This window comes from Blautia sp. HCP3S3_H10_2 (genome assembly GCF_052122375.1).
In the GTDB taxonomy this organism is placed as follows: Bacteria; Bacillota; Clostridia; order Lachnospirales; family Lachnospiraceae; genus Blautia_A.
In genome coordinates this window covers 42893-62246 of sequence record NZ_JBQKCL010000013.1, presented here as the reverse complement: position 1 = coordinate 62246, position 19354 = coordinate 42893, and the positions used below count along the sequence as shown (strand labels likewise).

Genomic DNA, 19354 nt, shown 5'->3' with positions numbered 1-19354 from the left:
TCTTCTCTAATTTGCACCTTTTTCCAGCCATGTCACAACTTCTGTGTGATCGGTAAAACAAAACATTTCCACAGGCTGGATTTCTTTTACTTTATAATTTTTCTTCGTAAGGAAAAGTAAGTCTCTTGCAAGAGTTTCCGGATTGCAGGAAATATAAACAATTTTCCCAGGTGCCAGTCTCACCACGGAATTCAGAAATTTCTCGCTGCTACCAGATCTGGGCGGATCCATAAATACAACGTCGGCACGTTCCCCGGCAGCTGCCATGGCTTCCATAAATTCTCCCGCATCCCCTTGTCTGAACGAAATATTTATTACTTTATTCTCTCTCGCATTGATACGGGCGTCACGGACTGCATCCTTGTTCAGTTCTACCCCGATTACTTCCTTCGCTTTGTCAGCTGCTACAAGACCGATGGTTCCGATTCCGCAATATGCGTCGATCACCTTTTCTTTCCCTGTAAGTCCGGCAAATTCCACAGCCTTTCCATAAAGAATCTCCGTCTGTACCGGATTTACCTGGTAAAAGGATTTTGGTGAAATCCGGAAGGATTTCCCGCAAAGGGTATCACGGATAAAGCCTTTTCCATATAGCACGATTTCCCGCTCCCCAAGAACCATGCTTGTATTCTTATCATTAATATTCAGTACAACGGTACTGATTTCAGGATGTGCCTTACGCAGTGCCTTCACAAAATTATTCTTAGATGGAAAAACAGGAGAAGCCACAACCAGAACCACCATCACTTCCCCGGAGGTAAAGCCACGGCGGACCAGTACATGGCGCAGAAGCCCATATCCGGTATCCTCATCATAGGTCTTGATCTTAAATGATTTCAGCATTCCACGGATCGTACGGATGATCTCCTGACTTTTCTCATCCTCGATCAGACACTGGTCGATGGGAACCACTCTGTGGGAACCTGCCTCGTAAATTCCGGAAATGATATTGCCTTTCCGGTCGCGGTCAAATACTGCGTGAACCTTATTTCTGTAAAAATAAGGTTTTTTCATTCCAATAACCGGCTTCACATTTCCAAAGCGCTTAAGAAGCCCCTGTACCTGATTCTGCTTCTTCTTCAGCTGTGCCGGATAAGGAACACCCTGGTATCGGCAGCCTCCACACTTTTTCGCATATGGACAGACTTTCTGCGTATTTTTCTTCTCTTCCATAAATTCTCCCTTAAATTTTATCTATTTTATTCCTCAGCTTCATCATTTTCTCATCCAGAGCTGCCACTTCTTCTGAATAATTCTTCAATTCCTTCGCTGCCTTCTCTGCACCTGAAACATTTCTCTTATACATCAGCTGATATTCCAATACAGACCAGAAATCCATGGCTAAAGTCCTAATCTGGATCTCTACCCGTTTACTAAGAAAATTATCGCCGAAATAAATGGGAATGTCAACAATCAGATGAAGACTCATATATCCATTTTTCTTTGGTTTCGCGATATAATCTTTTTCTTTTACCAGAGTAATATCCCTTTGCTTTTTCAGGATCTCTGCGATTTCATATACATCATCCAGAAACAGACAGGTAATTCTTACACCGACCAGATCATTCAGTTTCTTTCGTGCTGTCTCCAGATCAGTAGGAAGCTCCTTTCTCACAAGCTTGGCATAAATACTCTCTGGAGATTTCACTCTGCCACTGAATCCTCTCATGATTTCCCTTCCATATTTCATGGAAAGCTGTTCATCTATGATCTTAGCCTTTGCTTCCAAAATCCCGATCGCATACTGGCAGAGAAGATAGTACTGGTCTTTCTCCATATCTTTCCGGATTGCCGCGATCTGCTCCAGTTCCCTGATACCTTCTTTTATATCTTCTTTCTTATTTTCCTGAATTTCTGTTGTTTTTTTATGTTCGCTCATATTTTTATCTGCTTTCTCCTTCACATGGTCTTCTAATTTACTATGAAAGTCCTGTGCGGCAGCTATGAATAAGTCATGCTTGCATGACTTATTATAGATAGCGCACAGGCTTCCATTATGATACCATGTAAAATATCGGCCAATTATCTGGCAAAGGTAAAATCAACGTAAAATCACTCTGCCTTTATTTTTCTTTTTTCCCAATAGGCAGTAAGATATACAGCGACTGCTGCGCTGGCCCATCCGATCAACGCTCCTGCCAGAACATCTGTAGGATAATGAACCCCCACATAAAGTCTGGACAGACCAATCAGAACAGCAAGAATAATTGCAGCTTTCCCCGGCTTTCCAGGAAACATTTTGTAATATACAACTGCACATGCAAATGAGGCACAAGTATGGCCTGACGGAAAGGAATAGTCTTTCAGCTTAGCTACAAGAGGGATAAGGCCTTCCACTGCATCATAAGGCCTTATTCTCGCTACTGCATTTTTCAGTACCAGATTGGTTACCAGGGAACCAATTGCCAGTGCCAACGCAGCTGTAACTCCTGCTTTTCTGGTTTTTGGGGAAATCAGAAGAACAAGCGCCAGAACGATCCAGAACCATCCCCCATCACCAAGAAACGTGATTCCTTTCCAGAACCAGGTCACCATATCACTTCTTAAATACTGCTGTATAAAAAGCAATATCTGCGCATCAATCGTGTGGATCCATTCCAATATTTCCATGTACCTTACTCCTTCTATTACACTATAATTCAACAAGCCACTATAACATAACAGGCGGTTCGTATTATCGAACCGCCTGAAAGCCAGATCATCTATTTATTCCCCAGCATGATACAAGATCTGCTGAAGGTACTCCCGGTTCTGCTCAAGATCCGGTACCAGTACCTGCATGCCGTCAATTGTCTGCGGTGTATAAGCTCCGTCCTCTGGAATACGGTAAGATGCAATTTCATCCGTACCTATACTCATCACATCCATAGCATACCCAGTCATATCCCACAGCGAAAGGTCTGTAGTTACCAACGGCATAATGTCTTTAATAAGTCCGGCGATTTTAAAAACACTTAAGTCCTTTACCTTAGCAAAAGCAGCCATAAGTACTTCCTGCTGTCTTTCGGTCCTCCGGTAATCTGAATTACCGATGGAACGGTTACGTGCATGGATCAGAGCCTGCTCCCCATCCAGATGATTCACACCTGCCTGAAGATTCCAGTCTGTCCGAAGCGGCTGGGGATAAAGGACACTCTGGTCACGGCCACATATGTAATCCGCTTCTGCCTGGGTAAGCTCCAGGTCAATTCCTCCCACTTTATCTACCAGTACCTGAAAGACCTCAAAATCCACTTCTACATTTCCGTCGATCTTTACCCCAAAATTCTCTTCCAGTGTCTGATCCAGAAGATCCATGCCGCCATACGCATAAGCCGCATTAATACGTGTACTGGAATACCCGGGAATGGAAACATAAAGGTCTCTCATAAAAGACGTCAGACTGATCGTTCCCTTATCTTTATCCAAAGTGGCAAGAATCATGGAATCAGAACGCTGTCTGGATTCCCCTTCTCTCTTATCCTGGCCGATAAGCAGAATACTTTTGATATTACTGGTATCTGTTTCTGAAGCTGTTTCCTGTGCTTTCACGGTATATGTGGTCTGTAACGGAACTACTGGACTTTCCAGCAACATTACCGCGCCAAGACAAATAAGCCCTTTTTTCCATGTAGAGAATTTCGTCATATTTCACTCCCTGTATATACAACTATCGCAGTTATACACGAAAATATCTCGCGTAGTTTTGTGTGAACAGTATCCTTTACTTTACTACTATTGTGAGTACTGCACCGTTTGAAGCATTTCCATTAGAGTCTACAACATAATAGGTCAATTCATAAGTGCCTGGTGTATTCACATCAACAGTCCCTGTGATCTGGATCTTACGGTAAAGCTCATTCGTAGCATCCTTGTCATCCTCAATGTCTTTTACATAGCTCAGTCTGTCGATCTGCGTTCCTTTTTCAATCTCCACATAATACGTGGTCAGATAGAACCGTGGATCCTGGGGATTCAACTGGTCAATCTTCGCTTCTTCTCTTTCTTGGGCCTTCTCTTCTTCCGTTTGTTCCGTCTCCTCAGTTTCCTCTTCGGAAGCCTCTTCTGAGTTCTCCTGTAAATCGGAATCTTCTTCTGAACGATCTGTGCTTTCCGCCACGGATTCCTCCATGGAATCCTCTTGGCCTGCCAAAGTGGAACCTGGCAGAATACCATCTGATGTCATGTGATAAGTTACCTTTGTTACATTGTTGCTCTTGTCTTTCGCAACATAGACAACCGTAACCTCATCGCCTTTCTCATTTGGATACACATTCTCAACAGTCAGACTGTCAGACACATCTCCATCTTTCTCGTCAACAGCTTTTATGCCCTCCAGAAGCTCTGCTGTGGTCATATCTGCCGTATAACTATCTTTTTTGCTGTCAGCAATGGTGATTTCCGGTCCTTTGCGATCCTCGCCCATATACAGCCATCCCAGAATGACTGTGGCTCCTACTGCCACTGCTGCCATCAAAACGATCAACCATTTCCGCATATCTGATGCTCCTTATACTCATTATAAATTACTGTATCTTCTGCCCAGTAACCCTTTTCAGTGACGTTTTCTTGACTTTTGTTTCTTGGATCTGGATTCCTTCTCAGAATATGGAATACTTCCCAGAACAGAAAGTCCCAGATAGCGTTCTACATCTTCTTCCACTTTAATAGTGTCATTTGTAAGATAAATAATGATCACAACAGCCATCGCAATGATCACGCCTAAAAGTCCACCGATCACACCATTCTTTGCAAGACTTGGACTTGCTTTTTCACTTGGAATATTCGCGCTGTCTACTACATTAACAGCTTCAATATCCATAACTGCCTGAATATGCTCTGCTGCCATATCACGGATCGCATTTGCCATTTCACTTGCAGTATAAGGATCCTCATCAGATACGATAATTGTCACAATACGGCTGTCTGTAGAAGTCTCTACCGTCAGCTTGCTAAGCAGCTGCTGATAAGTAATATCAAGATTCAGCTGTGCGATCACGCCTTCCAGAACAGTACGGCTCTTAATTAACTCTGCATAGTCCTTGGTCAGCTGTGTACTGGTCTGCATATCTGCGCTGGTCAGTGTATTGCTGTCCTGCTTGTTCAATACCATGATCTTCGTGGTTGATTCATACTGTGGAGTGATAAAAAGCATCGTTCCGATAATGGACACTACTCCCAGAATAATACCAGAAAGAATAATGACTCCCAGTCTGCTAAGGATCAGGTGAAAAATCTCACCCAGATCGATTTCAATTTCATCGTTATTTGTAACCTGATTTTCCATTCTTCTTCTCCGTTACCCTGTAATTTTCATTGACTAAACTATAAATTTCCCAGATTTATTAATATATGTTCATTAAAATCTTTCATTATTTATAATGCATTCCGGATTGCTGATAAAAATCATATCTGCATAATCCGTCCCCTTCATTTTTTCAATTTTGGCGTAACATTTGCCAATATGCGGTGTACGTTTCGCCATATCATGACCATCTGAGCCTACAAAATCCAGAAGCTCTTCTTTAATAACCTTCTTGCAGAATCGCTTAACTGTAAATCCGTCTTCTCCTATAATGCTGTCTGCATTCATCTGGATATAAGCTCCCATATCTCTCATTTCGTCTATGAAATCCAGACCTGCCTTCACTACAGAGTGATAACGTTCTACATGAGCGATGATCGGATAATAGCCTCTGCGGATGAGTGCCTGCACTCTCTCTCGGATATAGGATTTCTCATCAGAAGTGCGAAACTCTGTCAGTACATAGCGGGAGCCTGCCATCGTCAGTCTTTCTCCCTTTTTCAGACAATCTGTCATATCCATACTGGAATGAAGCTCGCAGCCCAGGTACATCTGAATTCCCTCTTCTCCTATTTCCCCTGCTGCTTTCCTTACACGAAGAAACTGCTTCTTAACCTGCTCCAGGGAGGGTTCAAACATATCGTATCGAAAATGAGGGGTAGCAATTATGTTACGCACACCATCCTCATATTCCTTCTGAAGCATACGGACCGACATTTTCAGATTCTCCGCTCCGTCATCCACTCCTGGAACAATGTGACAGTGAATATCATAAATACCTTTCATTCTCTTCGTCCATTTCTATCTTTGTATTCCAATTATTTCAAACCGGCTTAAGTAATAAGAGATTCCAACGTAATTTTCTGTTACAAAAAAATCAGTACTTGCCGTATTCTCCATATTTGCCATACTTACCATATTTGCCGTACTTACCGTACTTTCCGTATTCCTTGGTATCAACCTTATTCAGGATTGCCCCAATGATCGGACAGTTCGTCTTCTCAAGCTGGCCTTTGATCTCCTGGACGAAATGGTAGCTGATGCTTCCTGACTCAATTACGATCACAGTACCATCACAGGAATCTGCCACAACAGCACAGTCGATCACACGGCCAAGAGGAGGCGTATCAATGATGATATAATCATATACATCCCTTACAAGGCGTATCATATCCTTAAATAAACGGCTTCCAAGAAGCTCTGCCGGGTTAGGCGGAATAACACCAGAGAAAATAATATGAAACTTCGGAAGATTTGTTGCACAAATCACATCAGAAAGCTTCGCCTGTTTGGAAAGATAATGGGTAAGTCCCTTCACCTCTTCCTCCACCTGAACTCTACCCATAAGTACGGATTTACGAAGGTCTGCATCAATTAACAGCACGGATTTACCGCTTTCTGCAAGGGATGCTGCAAGATGGAAAGTTACATTACTCTTTCCCTCATTGGGGGTACAGCTTGTAAATGCAATGACCTTTTTGTCAGCTCCGCAAAACTGGATGTTCGTACGAAGTGCCTTATAGGCCTCGTCCATAGAAGAATCAGCTTTCCAATCGCTAATTTTAACTTTTACCATAATTTTGTTTTCACCTTATCTATTTGATATACTGTAGTATCTGCCGGTCTGTTTCCGGGCTTTTTTAGCGGATACTGCCCTTTCGGGCAATATCCGTTTAGTTATTATACACTAGATAGAAACTATTGGCTAGTAGAATTTGCTACTTATTCTATACAAATTTTCACAAACTTTTCACAGCTTTTTACACTTTTTGCTTACTCTCCCTGATTCTCTGCCTGGACATCTGTGTTTTCTTCCTGAAGTTCCTGGGGTTCTCCGGAGGACTGGACTTCCCTGGAAGTCTGTGCTTCCGCTGAAGACTGTGTTTCTTCGGAGGACTTGCCTTCTTCAAGAAGATAAACTTCTGTTTCGTACACTCCCTTTTCTTCTGCCTCGGCATGACTTCCCACATAGATATCAATACGGTTATTTTTGATCGCGCCTCCACAGTCCTCTGCAATATACACCTGTCCGTCAATAACGACCTTGGAACCATACGGGATAACTGTGGGGTCTACTGCTATGGTTCTATTGGTAACTGCTGTAGAACCTGTAGATGTCACGCCGTTTGCCCATGGCCCGCAGCAGATGCTGCAAGGACAGTAGTGGGTGATCCTAAATGTACCAAGAGGACGAAGGGCGCTGTCTGCTGATGCTGTAACAACATCTCCCACCAGAATTCCCTCATCTCCGCCTGTAAGAGTCACACCATCTACGGCATCTGCAAAAATCCCCTTTCCGCTGCTTTTATGTATGATTCCGGCTTCCACATTTTCTTCTGTATCTTCCTCTTCATAGCCCTCCAGCACGGAGGTAGGAATATAGCCAGTCTGCTGTTCTCCATTTTCATCCTCAAAAAGGATCCTGCTCCAGATATCCGAAATAGTTCCTGTACGGGTGACTTCATCCTCCGCTAATACCTCACCGATCACATTCCCCTCTTTTCTTCCCGGATAATCCAATACATCTGTATCCACAGCAATGGTTACTGTATCCTGAACTGCAGTTACTTCAGATTCGTCAATCTGTATTGTATCTGTCGTCTGTGAAGAGACATTTTCTTCTCCAAATACAGGAACAGTCATCAGTGTGGAAACACACAAAACCATTATCATTATTTTTTTCTTCATAGATCTATATCTCCTAACTGGTTTGTTCTATTTGCAATAAATCCCCTACTCTTTGTTATCATAGCACAGCACCTTTGTTATTTCAAACCCTGTCCACGCTTTTATAAATTTTTCACATTTATTACTGTTTACAGCCAAACAGATTTATTTCAAAAAAACATTTGACAAACGGACAATTATACTGTAAAATTTATTATACATCTGAAACAACCAGATGAAATAGGGAAATGCGATAGTGGCGTAGTTGGTAACGCGCGACCTTGCCAAGGTCGAGACCGCGGGTTCGAGCCCCGTCTATCGCTCTTGATGGCTCCGATCTGATCGGAGCTTTTTTCTGTCCAGTGTATAAAATTTGATTCTTACCACAAACAAAAATAGCCCTGTGCAAAACGTCTCTCATCTTTTCTGGTTTTGCACAGAGCTTATTTTCTTTATAAATAGCCTTCTCTATTCTACTGGCAGTTATAGTCAATCACTCCAAAAATCTGTCTCAGACACGCTTTAGTGATGGAACAGTCTGATTCCTGTAAATGCCATTACCATATTGTATTTGTTACAGGTATCGATCACATCTGCATCTCTTACAGAACCGCCTGGCTGTGCGATATATTTAACACCGCTCTTATGTGCTCTTTCAATGTTATCACTGAATGGGAAAAATGCATCGGAGCCTAACGTTACATCTGTCATCTGATCCAGCCATGCTCTCTTTTCTTCCTTTGTAAAGATTTCCGGCTTCTCTGTAAAGGTTTTCTCCCAGTTTCCATCTGCCAGGACATCCATATATTCCTCGCCGATATAAACATCAATGGCATTATCACGTTCTGCTCTGGAAATAGTATCTTTAAATGGAAGATTCAGCACCTTCGGGCTCTGGCGGAGGAACCAGTTGTCAGCCTTCTGTCCGGCAAGGCGGGTACAATGTACTCTTGACTGCTGTCCTGCACCAACACCGATTGCCTGTCCATCTTTTACATAGCATACAGAATTGGACTGTGTATACTTTAACACGATCAGGGAAACCTTCATATCCCTTTTTGCTTCCTCGGATAATTCTTTATTCTCAGTTACAAGATTGGAAATCAGTTCGTCATCAATTGCAAGCGCCTGTCTTCCCTGTTCAAAAGTGACGCCAAAGACCTGCTTATGTTCTAATGGAGCAGGCACATATTCCGAATCGATTTCAATTACATTGTAATTTCCTTTTTTCTTCTGTTTCAGGATTTCAAGTGCCTCATCTGTATATCCTGGTGCGATCACACCATCGGAAACCTCTCTCTTGATCAGAAGTGCAGTATCTTTGTCACATACATCCGAAAGAGAAATAAAATCTCCAAAAGATGACATACGGTCTGCACCTCTGGCACGTGCATATGCACAGGCTAACGGAGAAAAATTTTTCCAATCCATGTCATCTACCCAGTAGATTTTTGCAAGTGTCTCATTCAGCGGAAGTCCGATAGACGCCCCGGCTGGTGAAACATGCTTGAAAGAAGTTGCCGCCGGAAGCCCGGTTGCTTTTTTCAGATCCCGTACCAGCTGCCAGCCATTAAGAGCATCCAGGAAATTGATATATCCAGGTCTTCCAGAAAGTACTTTGATCGGCAGTTCGCTTCCATCCTCCATATAGATCTTAGATGGTTTCTGATTTGGATTGCAGCCATATTTTAATTCTAATTCTTTCATCTACTTTTCCTCCATTTCTCACGTAGAATCTGTCTCTTACCAGATCGTATCAGCTTTTATCAATGATTTTTATTTATGATCTTTGATTCATATTTTCCTGTCTCAATATCAATATATCTAACAAAAAGAGAAACCTTATTATCTTCGTTCAGATTTTCCCAAAGCATCGCTGCAAATTCATCCATGTTGTCCGGGATCTGAACCAGCTTTGGCTCGCCCTCGAAACTTGGAAGGGGATTTCCATCACATTTGTAAGTGTGAATGAAATGTCCTTCTCCTGCTTTTGCGTTCTGATATGCAAATGTATAACGGTTACAGGAAGATGGATCTCCGTTATTACTCTTTAAAATTGACATTGCATAGCTATAAGATCCGTTTTCCACATGCATGATTCCGGAAATACGTGGTGTATAGTTAGGACCATCCGGCTCAAATTCCCTGGAGCGTAAGGACTGCTCAAAAGTAAGCTGCTGATCCATTCCTTCATAAATGGTATCTGTCTGGTCACCATTCGTCACGATTGTTTTATTTCCAAGCACACGGACAGGTGCATAAATGATCAGGCTTGGATCTACCAGCTTGGAAGGATCAAATGCCTGTGTACGGATTCCCTCGCCGTCTTCTACAAACACACGGTTACGGCTGTTCTCACTTCTTCCCATAATGAAATATGCGGTAACGGCTTTGGTTCCGTCAGCGCTGCGTCCAATAATGATTCCTCTTCCAGGGTATGAATTTCCCCTCAGTTCTTTGTCCAGTGCTATCATTTCCATGCAGATGTTCTCCTTTCAGATTTCCTTAGAATAATTTTTATATAATAGGAGATTCCAACGGAATTTCCTATTACATAAAAAAACGCCTGGGAAGCCCTTCTTCCAGGCTGCCCAGGCGGTCGGCACAAATGAATCCCTGCACTCCCTGTGGGTAGTCCCACGATCCGCCAGTCATGCAGTTCTTTTTTATACTACATTATTTCTTTTTGTATTTCAAGATGGAAATTTTTTTATTCTTTATAAAATTTTTTTGTAAAAAGGCCATCTAAAAAGACGGCCTTTCTGATCTCATTCTTATTTGTCATCCACACTGTAGTTTGGTGCTTCTTTTGTAATATGGATATCGTGAGGATGAGACTCTTTCAGGGATGCAGCAGAAATCTTAACGAATTTACCATTCTGCTTCAGAGCTTCGATATTCTCTGCTCCACAGTAACCCATACCGGAACGAAGACCTCCGATCAGCTGGAATACAGTATCCTCAAGGTGTCCCTTGTATGCAACACGGCCTTCTACGCCTTCTGGTACAAGCTTCTTAGCATTCTCCTGGAAATAACGGTCCTTGCTTCCATTCTCCATAGCTGCAATGGATCCCATTCCACGGTAAACTTTGTATTTTCTTCCCTGGTATAACTCGAAGGTTCCCGGGCTCTCATCGCATCCTGCGAACATGCTTCCCATCATACAAACATTAGCTCCGGCTGCGATTGCCTTGGTGATATCTCCAGAATACTTGATACCGCCGTCTGCAATGATCGGAATGCCATAGCGCTTCGCTACTTCATAGCAATCCATAACAGCTGTGATCTGCGGTACACCAATACCGGCAACTACACGGGTCGTACAGATAGAACCAGGTCCGATACCAACCTTAACTGCATCTACACCAGCATCAATAAGTGCCTTGGTAGCAGCTCCGGTAGCAACATTACCTGCAATAACCTGCAGTTCCGGATATGCAGCCTTAATCTCACGTACAGTACGGAGAATATTCTCAGAATGGCCATGAGCGGAGTCTACGACGATAGCGTCTACATTGGCCTTCACAAGTGCGTCTACACGGGCCAGCACGTTAGCAGTAATACCAACAGCAGCACCACAGAGAAGACGTCCCTGCTCATCCTTTGCAGCCAGCGGATATTTGATCTGTTTCTCAATATCCTTGATGGTGATAAGACCTTTTAAGTTGAAGTCATCATCTACAATGGGTAATTTCTCTTTACGTGATTTCGCAAGAATCTCTTTCGCTTCTTCAAGGGTAATCCCTTCCTTGGCAGTGATAAGTCCCTCGGATGTCATGGACTCCTTGATCTTCTTACTGAAATCTGTCTCAAACTTCAGATCACGGTTGGTAATAATGCCTACCAGCTTCTTGCCTTCTGTGATCGGGACACCGGAAATACGGAATTTCGCCATCAGATCATTGGCATCCTTAAGTGTATGCTCCGGAGATAAGAAAAACGGATCTGTAATAACACCATTCTCAGAACGCTTAACCTTGTCCACCTCGTCAGCCTGTGCTTCGATAGACATGTTCTTGTGAATGATACCGATACCGCCCTGTCTCGCCATGGCGATCGCCATATTGTATTCAGTAACGGTGTCCATTCCTGCACTCATCATGGGAATGTTCAGTTTAATCTTCTTTGTAAGGTAAGTTGAAACGTCGACCTGATTCGGGATCACTTTAGAGTACGCCGGAACTAAAAGGACGTCATCAAAAGTAATACCTTCACCAATGATAGTACCCATTGCTTTTCCTCCCTTGTCTTATAGTAACTTTTGGTTTGTAGATTAGTGTAACAAAAAAGTAAAAGTGTGTCAATCTAGTAAATTAGTCTAAAAATACTTTGCTAGGAGCAGTATTTCTCATTGTTTTTGCCAATGTTTCATCTGGCTCAATAATCACTTTACAGGTATCAGCACCATCACGGCAGATAAGCGCATAGCGCTTGTGCTCTGGGTTTCCGGAAGAAAAATCCTGTACCTTCAGCTTCTGGTTGCTGTTGTAATAGTCCATTCTGTGGGAATTAAGAGGTGCCATAATATCACATTCGGAGATATTCAGGCTTTTTACTCTCTTTCTCTTGGATTTCGCCATGATCTTATCAATGTCAAGCTCTCCGTTTACAAACAGATACTCAAACTCCAGATCTGTTCCCGGAAAAATGAACAGATACGCACAGACACCAAGTACAAGGGCTACGATCAGAAGCAGCGGCATGATAAAAAGGCCGGCCAGCACCAGAAGTGCGATCAGCGCAATGATTCCGCCCTTTACCAGTCTGTCTTTCATCGTCCGCTCTTTCTTCACAAGCAGTTCTGAATACAAATCGCTCATATTACTTTTCTCCTTTGTTTCTCAGATTTTTATTTAGTATAGCACAGAAAAGGGCCAGCGTCTATGACACCGACCCTTATAAAATCTAAACATTCTGTAACAGACTGTTACAGGAATTACATCATTCCCATGCCGCCCTGGCCGCCTGCTGGCATTGCCGGAGCATCCTCTTTGATGTTTGCAACAACAGATTCTGTTGTAAGCAGAGTAGAAGCAACACTTGTTGCATTCTGAAGAGCACTTCTTGTAACCTTTGCAGGATCAAGGATTCCCTCGTCTACCATGTTTACATATTTCTCGTTCAGAGCATCGAATCCAACACCCGGATCAGACTCTCTTACTTTATTAATGATAACTGCTCCTTCAAGACCAGCATTTGCTGCGATACGGAACAGTGGAGCTTCCAGTGCTTTCAGAATGATGTTTGCACCAGTCTTCTCGTCTCCCTCAAGGTTTGCTGCAAGTTTTGCAACTTCTTTGGAAGCGTGAATATAAGCAGATCCGCCACCTGCGATGATTCCTTCTTCAACTGCTGCTCTGGTAGCTGCAAGAGCATCTTCCATACGGAGTTTTGCTTCTTTCATCTCTGTCTCAGTAGCTGCACCAACACGTACAACTGCTACGCCGCCAGCCAGTTTTGCAAGTCTTTCCTGAAGTTTTTCTCTGTCGAAATCAGATTTTGTCTCTTCGATCTGTGCACGGATCTGGGCAACACGGTTGGCAATTGCCTCTTTGTCTCCCATACCGTCAACGATAACGGTTGTCTCTTTTGCAACTTTAACAGATTTTGCACGTCCTAACTGAGCCATTGTAGCATCTTTCAGTTCCAGACCAACCTCATCAGAGATTACAGTACCACCTGTCAGGATTGCGATATCCTGAAGCATTTCTTTTCTTCTGTCACCATAACCAGGAGCTTTTACAGCTACTACCTGGAAGGTTCCTCTTAACTTGTTAACGATCAGAGTGGTAAGAGCCTCGCCCTCAACATCCTCAGCGATGATAAGAAGTTTCGCACCAGCCTGCACGATCTGCTCCAGTAATGGAAGAACTTCCTGAATGTTGGAAATCTTCTTGTCTGTGATCAGGATATATGGATCTTCCAGAGTTGCTTCCATCTTTTCCATATCAGTTGACATATATGCGGAAATATATCCACGGTCAAACTGCATACCTTCTACAAGATCAAGCTCTGTGTGCATGGTCTTGGACTCTTCTACAGTGATAACACCATCGTTGGAAACTTTCTCCATTGCATTTGCAACCAGCTCTCCAACCTCTTTGTCACCAGCAGAAATAGATGCAACGTTTGCTATCTGTTTCTTTCCGCTTACTTTCTGGCTCATGTTCTTGATAGCCTCTACAGCAGCGTCTGTAGCTTTCTTCATACCACGTCTCATAACGATCGGGTTAGCACCTGCTGCCAGGTTCTTCATTCCCTCGTGAACCATTGCCTGTGCAAGTACGGTAGCAGTTGTGGTACCATCACCAGCTACATCATTTGTCTTGGAAGCAACTTCTTTGATCAGCTGGGCACCCATGTTCTCAAAAGCATCCTCAAGCTCGATCTCTTTTGCGATAGTAACACCATCGTTTGTGATAAGCGGAGCACCGAACTGTTTGTCAAGTACAACATTTCTTCCTTTCGGTCCAAGTGTTACTCTGACTGTATCTGCAAGTTTATTTACACCAGCCTCTAATGCGGTTCTGGCTTCTGCGCCATATTTAATCTCTTTAGCCATGATCAATCATCCTCCTGATTTTAAATCTGTTTTCAAAAACTTATTTTACAATTGCAAGAATGTCACTCTGTTTTACAATGATATATTCCTCGCCGTCAAGCTTCACTTCTGTTCCTGAATATTTGGAATAGATAACCTTGTCGCCTACAGCAACTTCCATTTTTATTTCTTTGCCATCTACTACTCCGCCAGGTCCTACAGCGATTACTTCTGCCTGCTGTGGTTTCTCCTGTGCCTGTCCCGGAAGAACGATACCGGATTTTGTTGTCTCTTCTGCTTCTAACTGTTTTAATACAACTCTGTCACCTAATGGAACTAATTTCATGATCTATGTCCTCCTTTAGAATTGCTTTTCTATTTTACTAGCACTCATTATTGCCGAGTGCTAATCACTGTTCATTATATTATTGAATTATTGGCTTTTGTGCAACTCTTTTCATTGTTGTATTTTTAAGTATACTCTTTTATATGCTCTTATATTCTCTTATTTTCTTCTTTTTTCTCACTTTAATAATTTTCTAAAACTTTTTATCTTGCTTCATGCTGCATCTATTACACAAGAAAGAATCCTGCTTTGCAGGATTCTCCGCCTGCGGCGGGTCGCTATAAGCGACATCTACCTTTCCGCCGCAGTGCGATCCTGCCCGGCAGGGCTTTTTATGCTATAGGGAATTCCAACGGAATTTCCTATAGCATAAAAAAGAACTGTTTCCCAATTTCTCGAAAAACAGTTCTGTGTTTGAAAAAGCCTCTAGTATATCTCAGGCTTTTTTATTTCTCTGTGCCTTAATTTCTTCCAGTTCATCAAAAATCACTTCATTCAGGACCTTGATATAGGTTCCTTTCATACCTGACGAACGGGATTCGATAACTCCTGCGCTTTCAAATTTGCGGAGCGCATTTACGATAACAGACCTGGTGATTCCCACCCTGTCTGCGATCTTGCTGGCAACCAGAATTCCCTCATCTCCGTCAAGCTCATCAAAAATGTGGATGATTGCTTCCAGTTCAGAGAAAGAAAGGGTATTAAACGCAGATTTCACAACCTGTTTCTTACGGTCTTCCTCAGCATTCTCCTCATGTACAGCTCTCATCATCTCAAGCCCTACTACTGTCGTTCCATACTCGCTGACAATAATATCCTCAATATCATATGGACGGTCCTTGCGGTACATGAATACAGTTCCAAGACGCTCCCCTGCGATATCAATGGGATTGATGATTCCCTGATAGCTGCTGGAAACGTGCTCGAAGCCCAGTGTCTGAAGATTCACATTCTCCTTGGTTGATAAAACACCTAAGAATCTTTCATTGAGAAGAGGGTCAACATGGCCGCCCACTTCATCAGCTATCAGCTCCTGGATTTCCTCAACGCCCGGGCAGAAGCTTACGCCGAGCACCTTGCCCTTCTTGCTTAAGACAAGGATATTGGAGCTTAAGGTGTCCATCAGGACCTGGCAGATATCATTAAAAACCACCTTACTGGAACTGCTGTTATGCAGAAGCTTATTGATTTTTCTTGTTTTATCAAGTAACTGAACGCTCATTTTGTCCTCCCTTCGCTTTTGTTCCGTTATTTTCACTTGTTAGCTTAATACTACACGTTTTTCGAACTATTTACAAGCTATTTTTTACTATTTTTCAATTTTGTTTAGCTTTTCTGAAAATATAACGTTTTTGAAACTATTCGTTAAACAACAGCAGTATCTGAAATTCCAAGTACCTTTTTATAGCGCAAAAAAGTCCCCCTTGCGTGGTTATACTCTCGCCACGCAGGAGAACTTTTCTTTTAAAATCCCTTAATTGTCTTTTTCCTCTTTTGGTCTGGCTTCTACATAGCCACAGGTCTCCTGGCTGCACACCAGTTTATTGCCTTTTTCCACCATATAACTTCCGCATACCGGGCACTTCTTGTCAGATGGCTTCTGCCAGGACATAAAATCACATTCCGGATTGTCCTCACAGCCATAATACTTACGGCCCTTCTTGGTCTTCTTCAGAACAACCTCCTTACCACACTTCGGGCACGCTACACCGATTTTTTCATAGTAAGGCTTGGTATTGCGGCACTCCGGGAATCCAGGGCATGCAAGAAATCTTCCGTGGGGACCATATTTGATCACCATATGACGGCCACAATTGTCGCAGACCACGTCTGTCTCTTCATCATGGATATCCACTTTCTCCAGTTCTTCCTGAGCTGCATCCACATCATGCTTCAGGTCTGGATAGAAGTTACGCACAACGGTCTTCCACTGGACAGTACCATTCTCGACGCAGTCAAGCAGTCCCTCCATAGTAGCAGTGAAATTCACATCCACAATACTTGGGAATGCCTGTTTCATAATACTGTTTACAACTTCCCCAAGCTCTGTCACATAAAGATTACGCTGCTCCTTGGAAACATAACGGCGGCTGATGATGGTAGTGATCGTCGGTGCATAAGTACTTGGACGGCCGATTCCCAGTTCTTCCATGGTCTTTACCAGGGAAGCCTCTGTATAATGCGCCGGCGGCTGGGTAAAATGCTGTTCCGGCTTTAATTCTTTCAGTTTCAGCTTCATGCCTTTGGTCAGGCTCTGGCTTAAAACATTGCTCTTCTTCATATCCTCTTCCTGCATGTACACAGAAAGGAAACCGTCAAATGCCACTTTTGAAGCAGATACGGTAAATGTATAATCCCCGCCAGCTACTTTTACAGATGTAGTCTCATATCTGGCTGGTGCCATACGGCTTGCCGCAAACCGCTTCCAGATCAGCTGATACAGCCGGAACTGGTCTCTTGTAAGGGATTCTTTTATCTGTACAGGTGTACGGCTGATATCGGTAGGACGGATTGCCTCGTGGGCATCCTGGATCTTCTGCCCTTTCTTTACTGCCTTAACCGATTCAGACACATATTCTTCTCCGTACTGGCTTCCAATGTAGCTTCTCGCAGCTGCATCTGCCTCATCGGAAATACGGACGGAATCGGTACGAAGATATGTGATCACACCCACAGTACCACTGCCCTTGATATCAACGCCCTCATAGAGCTGCTGTGCAAGACGCATAGTCTTCTGAGTAGAAAAATTCAGTGTCTTGGAAGCTTCCTGCTGTAAAGTACTGGTGGTAAACGGAAGAGGTGCATTCTTGGTCCGCTCACCTTTTTTCACTTCGGAGATCTCAAATTCCTCATCCTGAAGCTTTGCAAGAATCTGATCCATCTCAGCCTTATTGTGGATATCCATCTTCTTGTCTGTTCCATAGAACTTTGCCTCCAGAGGCTTCTTCTCCCCGGCAACCAGGAACTCACCAGACAGACTCCAGTATTCTTCCGGAATGAAAGAATTGATTTCTTCCTCCCGGTCACAGATGATGCGAAGCGCAACAGACTGCACACGGCCTGCACTTAAACCGCGTTTTACCTTTGCCCACAATAAAGGACTGATGGTATAACCAACCATACGGTCCAGCATTCTTCTTGCCTGCTGGGCATCCACAAGGTTCATGTTCAGTCCTCTTGCATGCTTCAGAGAATCCTTGACAGCAGTCTTTGTGATCTCATTAAATGTGATTCGGTGCATTTTCTTTGGATCTTCTTTCAGAGCCTGCATCAAATGCCAGGAAATCGCCTCTCCCTCACGGTCGGGGTCAGTTGCAAGATAAATCTTATCCGCTTTCTTGGCTGCCTTGCGAAGCTTGGCAAGCAACTCCCCTTTTCCGCGGATGGTAATGTATTTCGGCTCGAAATCATTTTCTACATCTATTCCAAACTGACTCTTGGGGAAATCACGCACATGTCCATTCGATGCCTCTACTTCATAATTTGACCCAAGAAATTTCTTTATTGTCTTTACTTTTGCAGGTGACTCCACTATCACCAGATATTTAGCCATACTACCTCTCCTAATTTGTATTCAGATTGCAACTGTAAAATCCTTTCACAGTCACTTCAGATCACTGCAGAATCAGCCCCCTGATATTCTGTAGTATTGTCTGCCGTTCTCTCCCACAAGCCCCATAAGCGTAAGTTCGGTGAGACAGGTACAGACTTTTGCCGCTGAAAGCCCGGTTTTTCTGATCAAATTATCCAGGTTTTCAGGTCGTAAATCGAGACCACTATACACCAAATCCAAATCTGGTGCAAGCCCCAACTTCTTTTTTTCCAAATTTTGAAGGCTGTTTTTTTCTTCAATCCCCCATTCCATAAGCATGATTTCCGGGCTGTAGGCAATTCCTGCACCATCAAAAATCAGCTTGTTGCAGCCTCTGCTCAGTTCCTCTGTCACAGCTCCCGGAAGGGCATAAACGCTGTGTCCATGCTCCAGGGCAAAATTAGCTGTGATCAAAGAGCCGCTTTGTTCTTTCGCCTCTACCACAAGAACTGCATCAGAAAGTCCGCTGATGATCCTGTTCCTGGCTGGAAACGCCCAGTTCACCGGAGGCGAGCCTGGTGGAAGCTCACTTATGATCCCGCCGCCTTTCTCCAGGATTCTCTGGTAAAGCCTTTTATTTGAAGCTGGATAACACACATCCACGCCACTTCCCAATACAGCAAAAGTAGGAGTGTCCGTATCCAGTGCGCCTTTATGTCCCTCTGCATCTATGCCTCTTGCCAGGCCACTGATGATCTGCACGCCATGCTTTGCCATGGTTCTTGCATATTTAAATGCCTGGCATCTGCCATAGGGACTGCACATACGGGCACCGATCACAGCTGCGGAGGGCTTCTTCGGATCCGGCAGATTTCCAATATAATACAATTTTTTCGGCATTCCGGAAAGCTTTCTGAGGCGTTCTGGAAATTCCGGCTCTTCTCTGGTCACACACTTAATTTTTTGTATTTCTTCCATACTAG

At 43.4% G+C, this 19354-nt stretch carries 18 protein-coding genes, 1 tRNA gene and 1 riboswitch; of the genes, 1 reads left to right on the top strand and 18 read right to left on the bottom strand.

What is annotated here, in order from left to right; translation table 11 throughout:
* Window positions 1-6: 6 nt before the first annotated feature.
* The 9 genes from rlmD to ACTQWB_RS13980 all read right to left on the bottom strand — a co-directional run bounded on the left by rlmD (window position 7) and on the right by ACTQWB_RS13980 (window position 7972).
* Window positions 7-1173: a 23S rRNA (uracil(1939)-C(5))-methyltransferase RlmD gene (gene rlmD, locus ACTQWB_RS14020; protein ID WP_441502666.1), complete on the bottom strand. Its 1167-nt coding sequence runs from the start codon at window positions 1171-1173 to the stop codon at window positions 7-9.
* Window positions 1174-1183: 10 nt separating this feature from the next.
* Window positions 1184-1879, bottom strand: coding sequence for a GTP pyrophosphokinase (locus tag ACTQWB_RS14015; protein WP_441502665.1), 696 nt, complete (start codon window positions 1877-1879; stop codon window positions 1184-1186).
* 173 nt (window positions 1880-2052) lie between these two features.
* Complete coding sequence (locus tag ACTQWB_RS14010; protein ID WP_441502664.1) at window positions 2053-2610, bottom strand: phosphatase PAP2 family protein; 558 nt, start codon at window positions 2608-2610, stop codon at window positions 2053-2055.
* A 96-nt stretch (window positions 2611-2706) separates the two neighbouring features.
* The gene (locus ACTQWB_RS14005) at window positions 2707-3627 is read right to left on the bottom strand and encodes an LCP family protein (RefSeq protein ID WP_441502663.1); all 921 of its coding nucleotides are present in this window, start codon (window positions 3625-3627) and stop codon (window positions 2707-2709) included.
* Between the two features lie 76 nt (window positions 3628-3703).
* Complete coding sequence (locus ACTQWB_RS14000; RefSeq protein ID WP_441502662.1) at window positions 3704-4477, bottom strand: immunoglobulin-like domain-containing protein; 774 nt, start codon at window positions 4475-4477, stop codon at window positions 3704-3706.
* Between the two features lie 57 nt (window positions 4478-4534).
* Complete coding sequence (locus ACTQWB_RS13995) at window positions 4535-5266, bottom strand: YveK family protein (RefSeq protein WP_441502661.1); 732 nt, start codon at window positions 5264-5266, stop codon at window positions 4535-4537.
* Window positions 5267-5338: 72 nt separating this feature from the next.
* Window positions 5339-6070 carry a CpsB/CapC family capsule biosynthesis tyrosine phosphatase gene (locus ACTQWB_RS13990; protein ID WP_441502660.1) on the bottom strand — a complete coding sequence of 244 codons (732 nt, stop codon included), beginning with the start codon at window positions 6068-6070 and terminating at the stop codon, window positions 5339-5341.
* A 91-nt stretch (window positions 6071-6161) separates the two neighbouring features.
* A complete protein-coding gene (locus ACTQWB_RS13985) occupies window positions 6162-6860 on the bottom strand; it encodes a polysaccharide biosynthesis tyrosine autokinase (RefSeq protein WP_441502659.1) in 699 nt (232 codons plus the stop codon).
* Window positions 6861-7057: 197 nt separating this feature from the next.
* Entirely contained in the window at window positions 7058-7972 is a 915-nt protein-coding gene (locus ACTQWB_RS13980) for a 3D domain-containing protein (protein ID WP_441502658.1), read from the bottom strand.
* A gap of 229 nt (window positions 7973-8201) precedes the next feature.
* Here ACTQWB_RS13980 and ACTQWB_RS13975 point away from each other — a divergent pair.
* A tRNA-Gly gene (locus ACTQWB_RS13975) sits at window positions 8202-8274 on the top strand.
* Between the two features lie 199 nt (window positions 8275-8473).
* Here ACTQWB_RS13975 and ACTQWB_RS13970 read toward each other — a convergent pair.
* The 9 genes from ACTQWB_RS13970 to dprA form a co-directional block, all read right to left on the bottom strand.
* A complete protein-coding gene (locus tag ACTQWB_RS13970) occupies window positions 8474-9658 on the bottom strand; it encodes a phosphoribosylaminoimidazolecarboxamide formyltransferase (protein ID WP_441502657.1) in 1185 nt (394 codons plus the stop codon).
* Window positions 9659-9717: 59 nt separating this feature from the next.
* A complete protein-coding gene (locus tag ACTQWB_RS13965; protein ID WP_441502656.1) occupies window positions 9718-10431 on the bottom strand; it encodes an IMP cyclohydrolase in 714 nt (237 codons plus the stop codon).
* A gap of 102 nt (window positions 10432-10533) precedes the next feature.
* A riboswitch (ZMP/ZTP riboswitch) is annotated at window positions 10534-10616 on the bottom strand.
* Between the two features lie 109 nt (window positions 10617-10725).
* On the bottom strand, window positions 10726-12183 hold the full coding sequence (gene guaB / locus ACTQWB_RS13960; protein WP_441502655.1) for an IMP dehydrogenase: 1458 nt from the start codon (window positions 12181-12183) through the stop codon (window positions 10726-10728).
* A gap of 82 nt (window positions 12184-12265) precedes the next feature.
* Complete coding sequence (locus tag ACTQWB_RS13955) at window positions 12266-12772, bottom strand: DUF6106 family protein (protein ID WP_441502654.1); 507 nt, start codon at window positions 12770-12772, stop codon at window positions 12266-12268.
* A 116-nt stretch (window positions 12773-12888) separates the two neighbouring features.
* Entirely contained in the window at window positions 12889-14514 is a 1626-nt protein-coding gene (groL, locus tag ACTQWB_RS13950) for a chaperonin GroEL (protein WP_441502653.1), read from the bottom strand.
* Window positions 14515-14554: 40 nt separating this feature from the next.
* A complete protein-coding gene (gene groES / locus ACTQWB_RS13945) occupies window positions 14555-14839 on the bottom strand; it encodes a co-chaperone GroES (RefSeq protein WP_441502652.1) in 285 nt (94 codons plus the stop codon).
* A gap of 436 nt (window positions 14840-15275) precedes the next feature.
* Window positions 15276-16061 (bottom strand): GTP-sensing pleiotropic transcriptional regulator CodY, encoded by a 786-nt coding sequence (codY, locus tag ACTQWB_RS13940; RefSeq protein WP_118579172.1) that lies wholly within the window; start codon window positions 16059-16061, stop codon window positions 15276-15278.
* Between the two features lie 252 nt (window positions 16062-16313).
* Entirely contained in the window at window positions 16314-18392 is a 2079-nt protein-coding gene (topA, locus tag ACTQWB_RS13935) for a type I DNA topoisomerase (RefSeq protein ID WP_441502651.1), read from the bottom strand.
* A 72-nt stretch (window positions 18393-18464) separates the two neighbouring features.
* Window positions 18465-19349 (bottom strand): DNA-processing protein DprA, encoded by an 885-nt coding sequence (gene dprA / locus ACTQWB_RS13930; RefSeq protein ID WP_441502650.1) that lies wholly within the window; start codon window positions 19347-19349, stop codon window positions 18465-18467.
* Window positions 19350-19354: the final 5 nt, after the last annotated feature.

What these genes read in the sequence shown, in the direction of transcription:
- guaB (WP_441502655.1), bottom strand. Translation starts at nt 12,183, where the DNA reads ATGGGTACTATCATTGGTGAAGGTATTACTTTTGATGACGTCCTTTTA.
- ACTQWB_RS14010 (WP_441502664.1), bottom strand. Translation starts at nt 2,610, where the DNA reads ATGGAAATATTGGAATGGATCCACACGATTGATGCGCAGATATTGCTT.
- ACTQWB_RS13995 (WP_441502661.1), bottom strand. Translation starts at nt 5,266, where the DNA reads ATGGAAAATCAGGTTACAAATAACGATGAAATTGAAATCGATCTGGGT.
- ACTQWB_RS13990 (WP_441502660.1), bottom strand. Translation starts at nt 6,070, where the DNA reads ATGAAAGGTATTTATGATATTCACTGTCACATTGTTCCAGGAGTGGAT.
- ACTQWB_RS14000 (WP_441502662.1), bottom strand. Translation starts at nt 4,477, where the DNA reads ATGCGGAAATGGTTGATCGTTTTGATGGCAGCAGTGGCAGTAGGAGCC.
- ACTQWB_RS13970 (WP_441502657.1), bottom strand. Translation starts at nt 9,658, where the DNA reads ATGAAAGAATTAGAATTAAAATATGGCTGCAATCCAAATCAGAAACCA.
- ACTQWB_RS13980 (WP_441502658.1), bottom strand. Translation starts at nt 7,972, where the DNA reads ATGAAGAAAAAAATAATGATAATGGTTTTGTGTGTTTCCACACTGATG.
- ACTQWB_RS14015 (WP_441502665.1), bottom strand. Translation starts at nt 1,879, where the DNA reads ATGAGCGAACATAAAAAAACAACAGAAATTCAGGAAAATAAGAAAGAA.
- groL (WP_441502653.1), bottom strand. Translation starts at nt 14,514, where the DNA reads ATGGCTAAAGAGATTAAATATGGCGCAGAAGCCAGAACCGCATTAGAG.
- codY (WP_118579172.1), bottom strand. Translation starts at nt 16,061, where the DNA reads ATGAGCGTTCAGTTACTTGATAAAACAAGAAAAATCAATAAGCTTCTG.
- rlmD (WP_441502666.1), bottom strand. Translation starts at nt 1,173, where the DNA reads ATGGAAGAGAAGAAAAATACGCAGAAAGTCTGTCCATATGCGAAAAAG.
- groES (WP_441502652.1), bottom strand. Translation starts at nt 14,839, where the DNA reads ATGAAATTAGTTCCATTAGGTGACAGAGTTGTATTAAAACAGTTAGAA.
- ACTQWB_RS13955 (WP_441502654.1), bottom strand. Translation starts at nt 12,772, where the DNA reads ATGAGCGATTTGTATTCAGAACTGCTTGTGAAGAAAGAGCGGACGATG.
- ACTQWB_RS13965 (WP_441502656.1), bottom strand. Translation starts at nt 10,431, where the DNA reads ATGGAAATGATAGCACTGGACAAAGAACTGAGGGGAAATTCATACCCT.
- ACTQWB_RS14005 (WP_441502663.1), bottom strand. Translation starts at nt 3,627, where the DNA reads ATGACGAAATTCTCTACATGGAAAAAAGGGCTTATTTGTCTTGGCGCG.
- dprA (WP_441502650.1), bottom strand. Translation starts at nt 19,349, where the DNA reads ATGGAAGAAATACAAAAAATTAAGTGTGTGACCAGAGAAGAGCCGGAA.
- ACTQWB_RS13985 (WP_441502659.1), bottom strand. Translation starts at nt 6,860, where the DNA reads ATGGTAAAAGTTAAAATTAGCGATTGGAAAGCTGATTCTTCTATGGAC.
- topA (WP_441502651.1), bottom strand. Translation starts at nt 18,392, where the DNA reads ATGGCTAAATATCTGGTGATAGTGGAGTCACCTGCAAAAGTAAAGACA.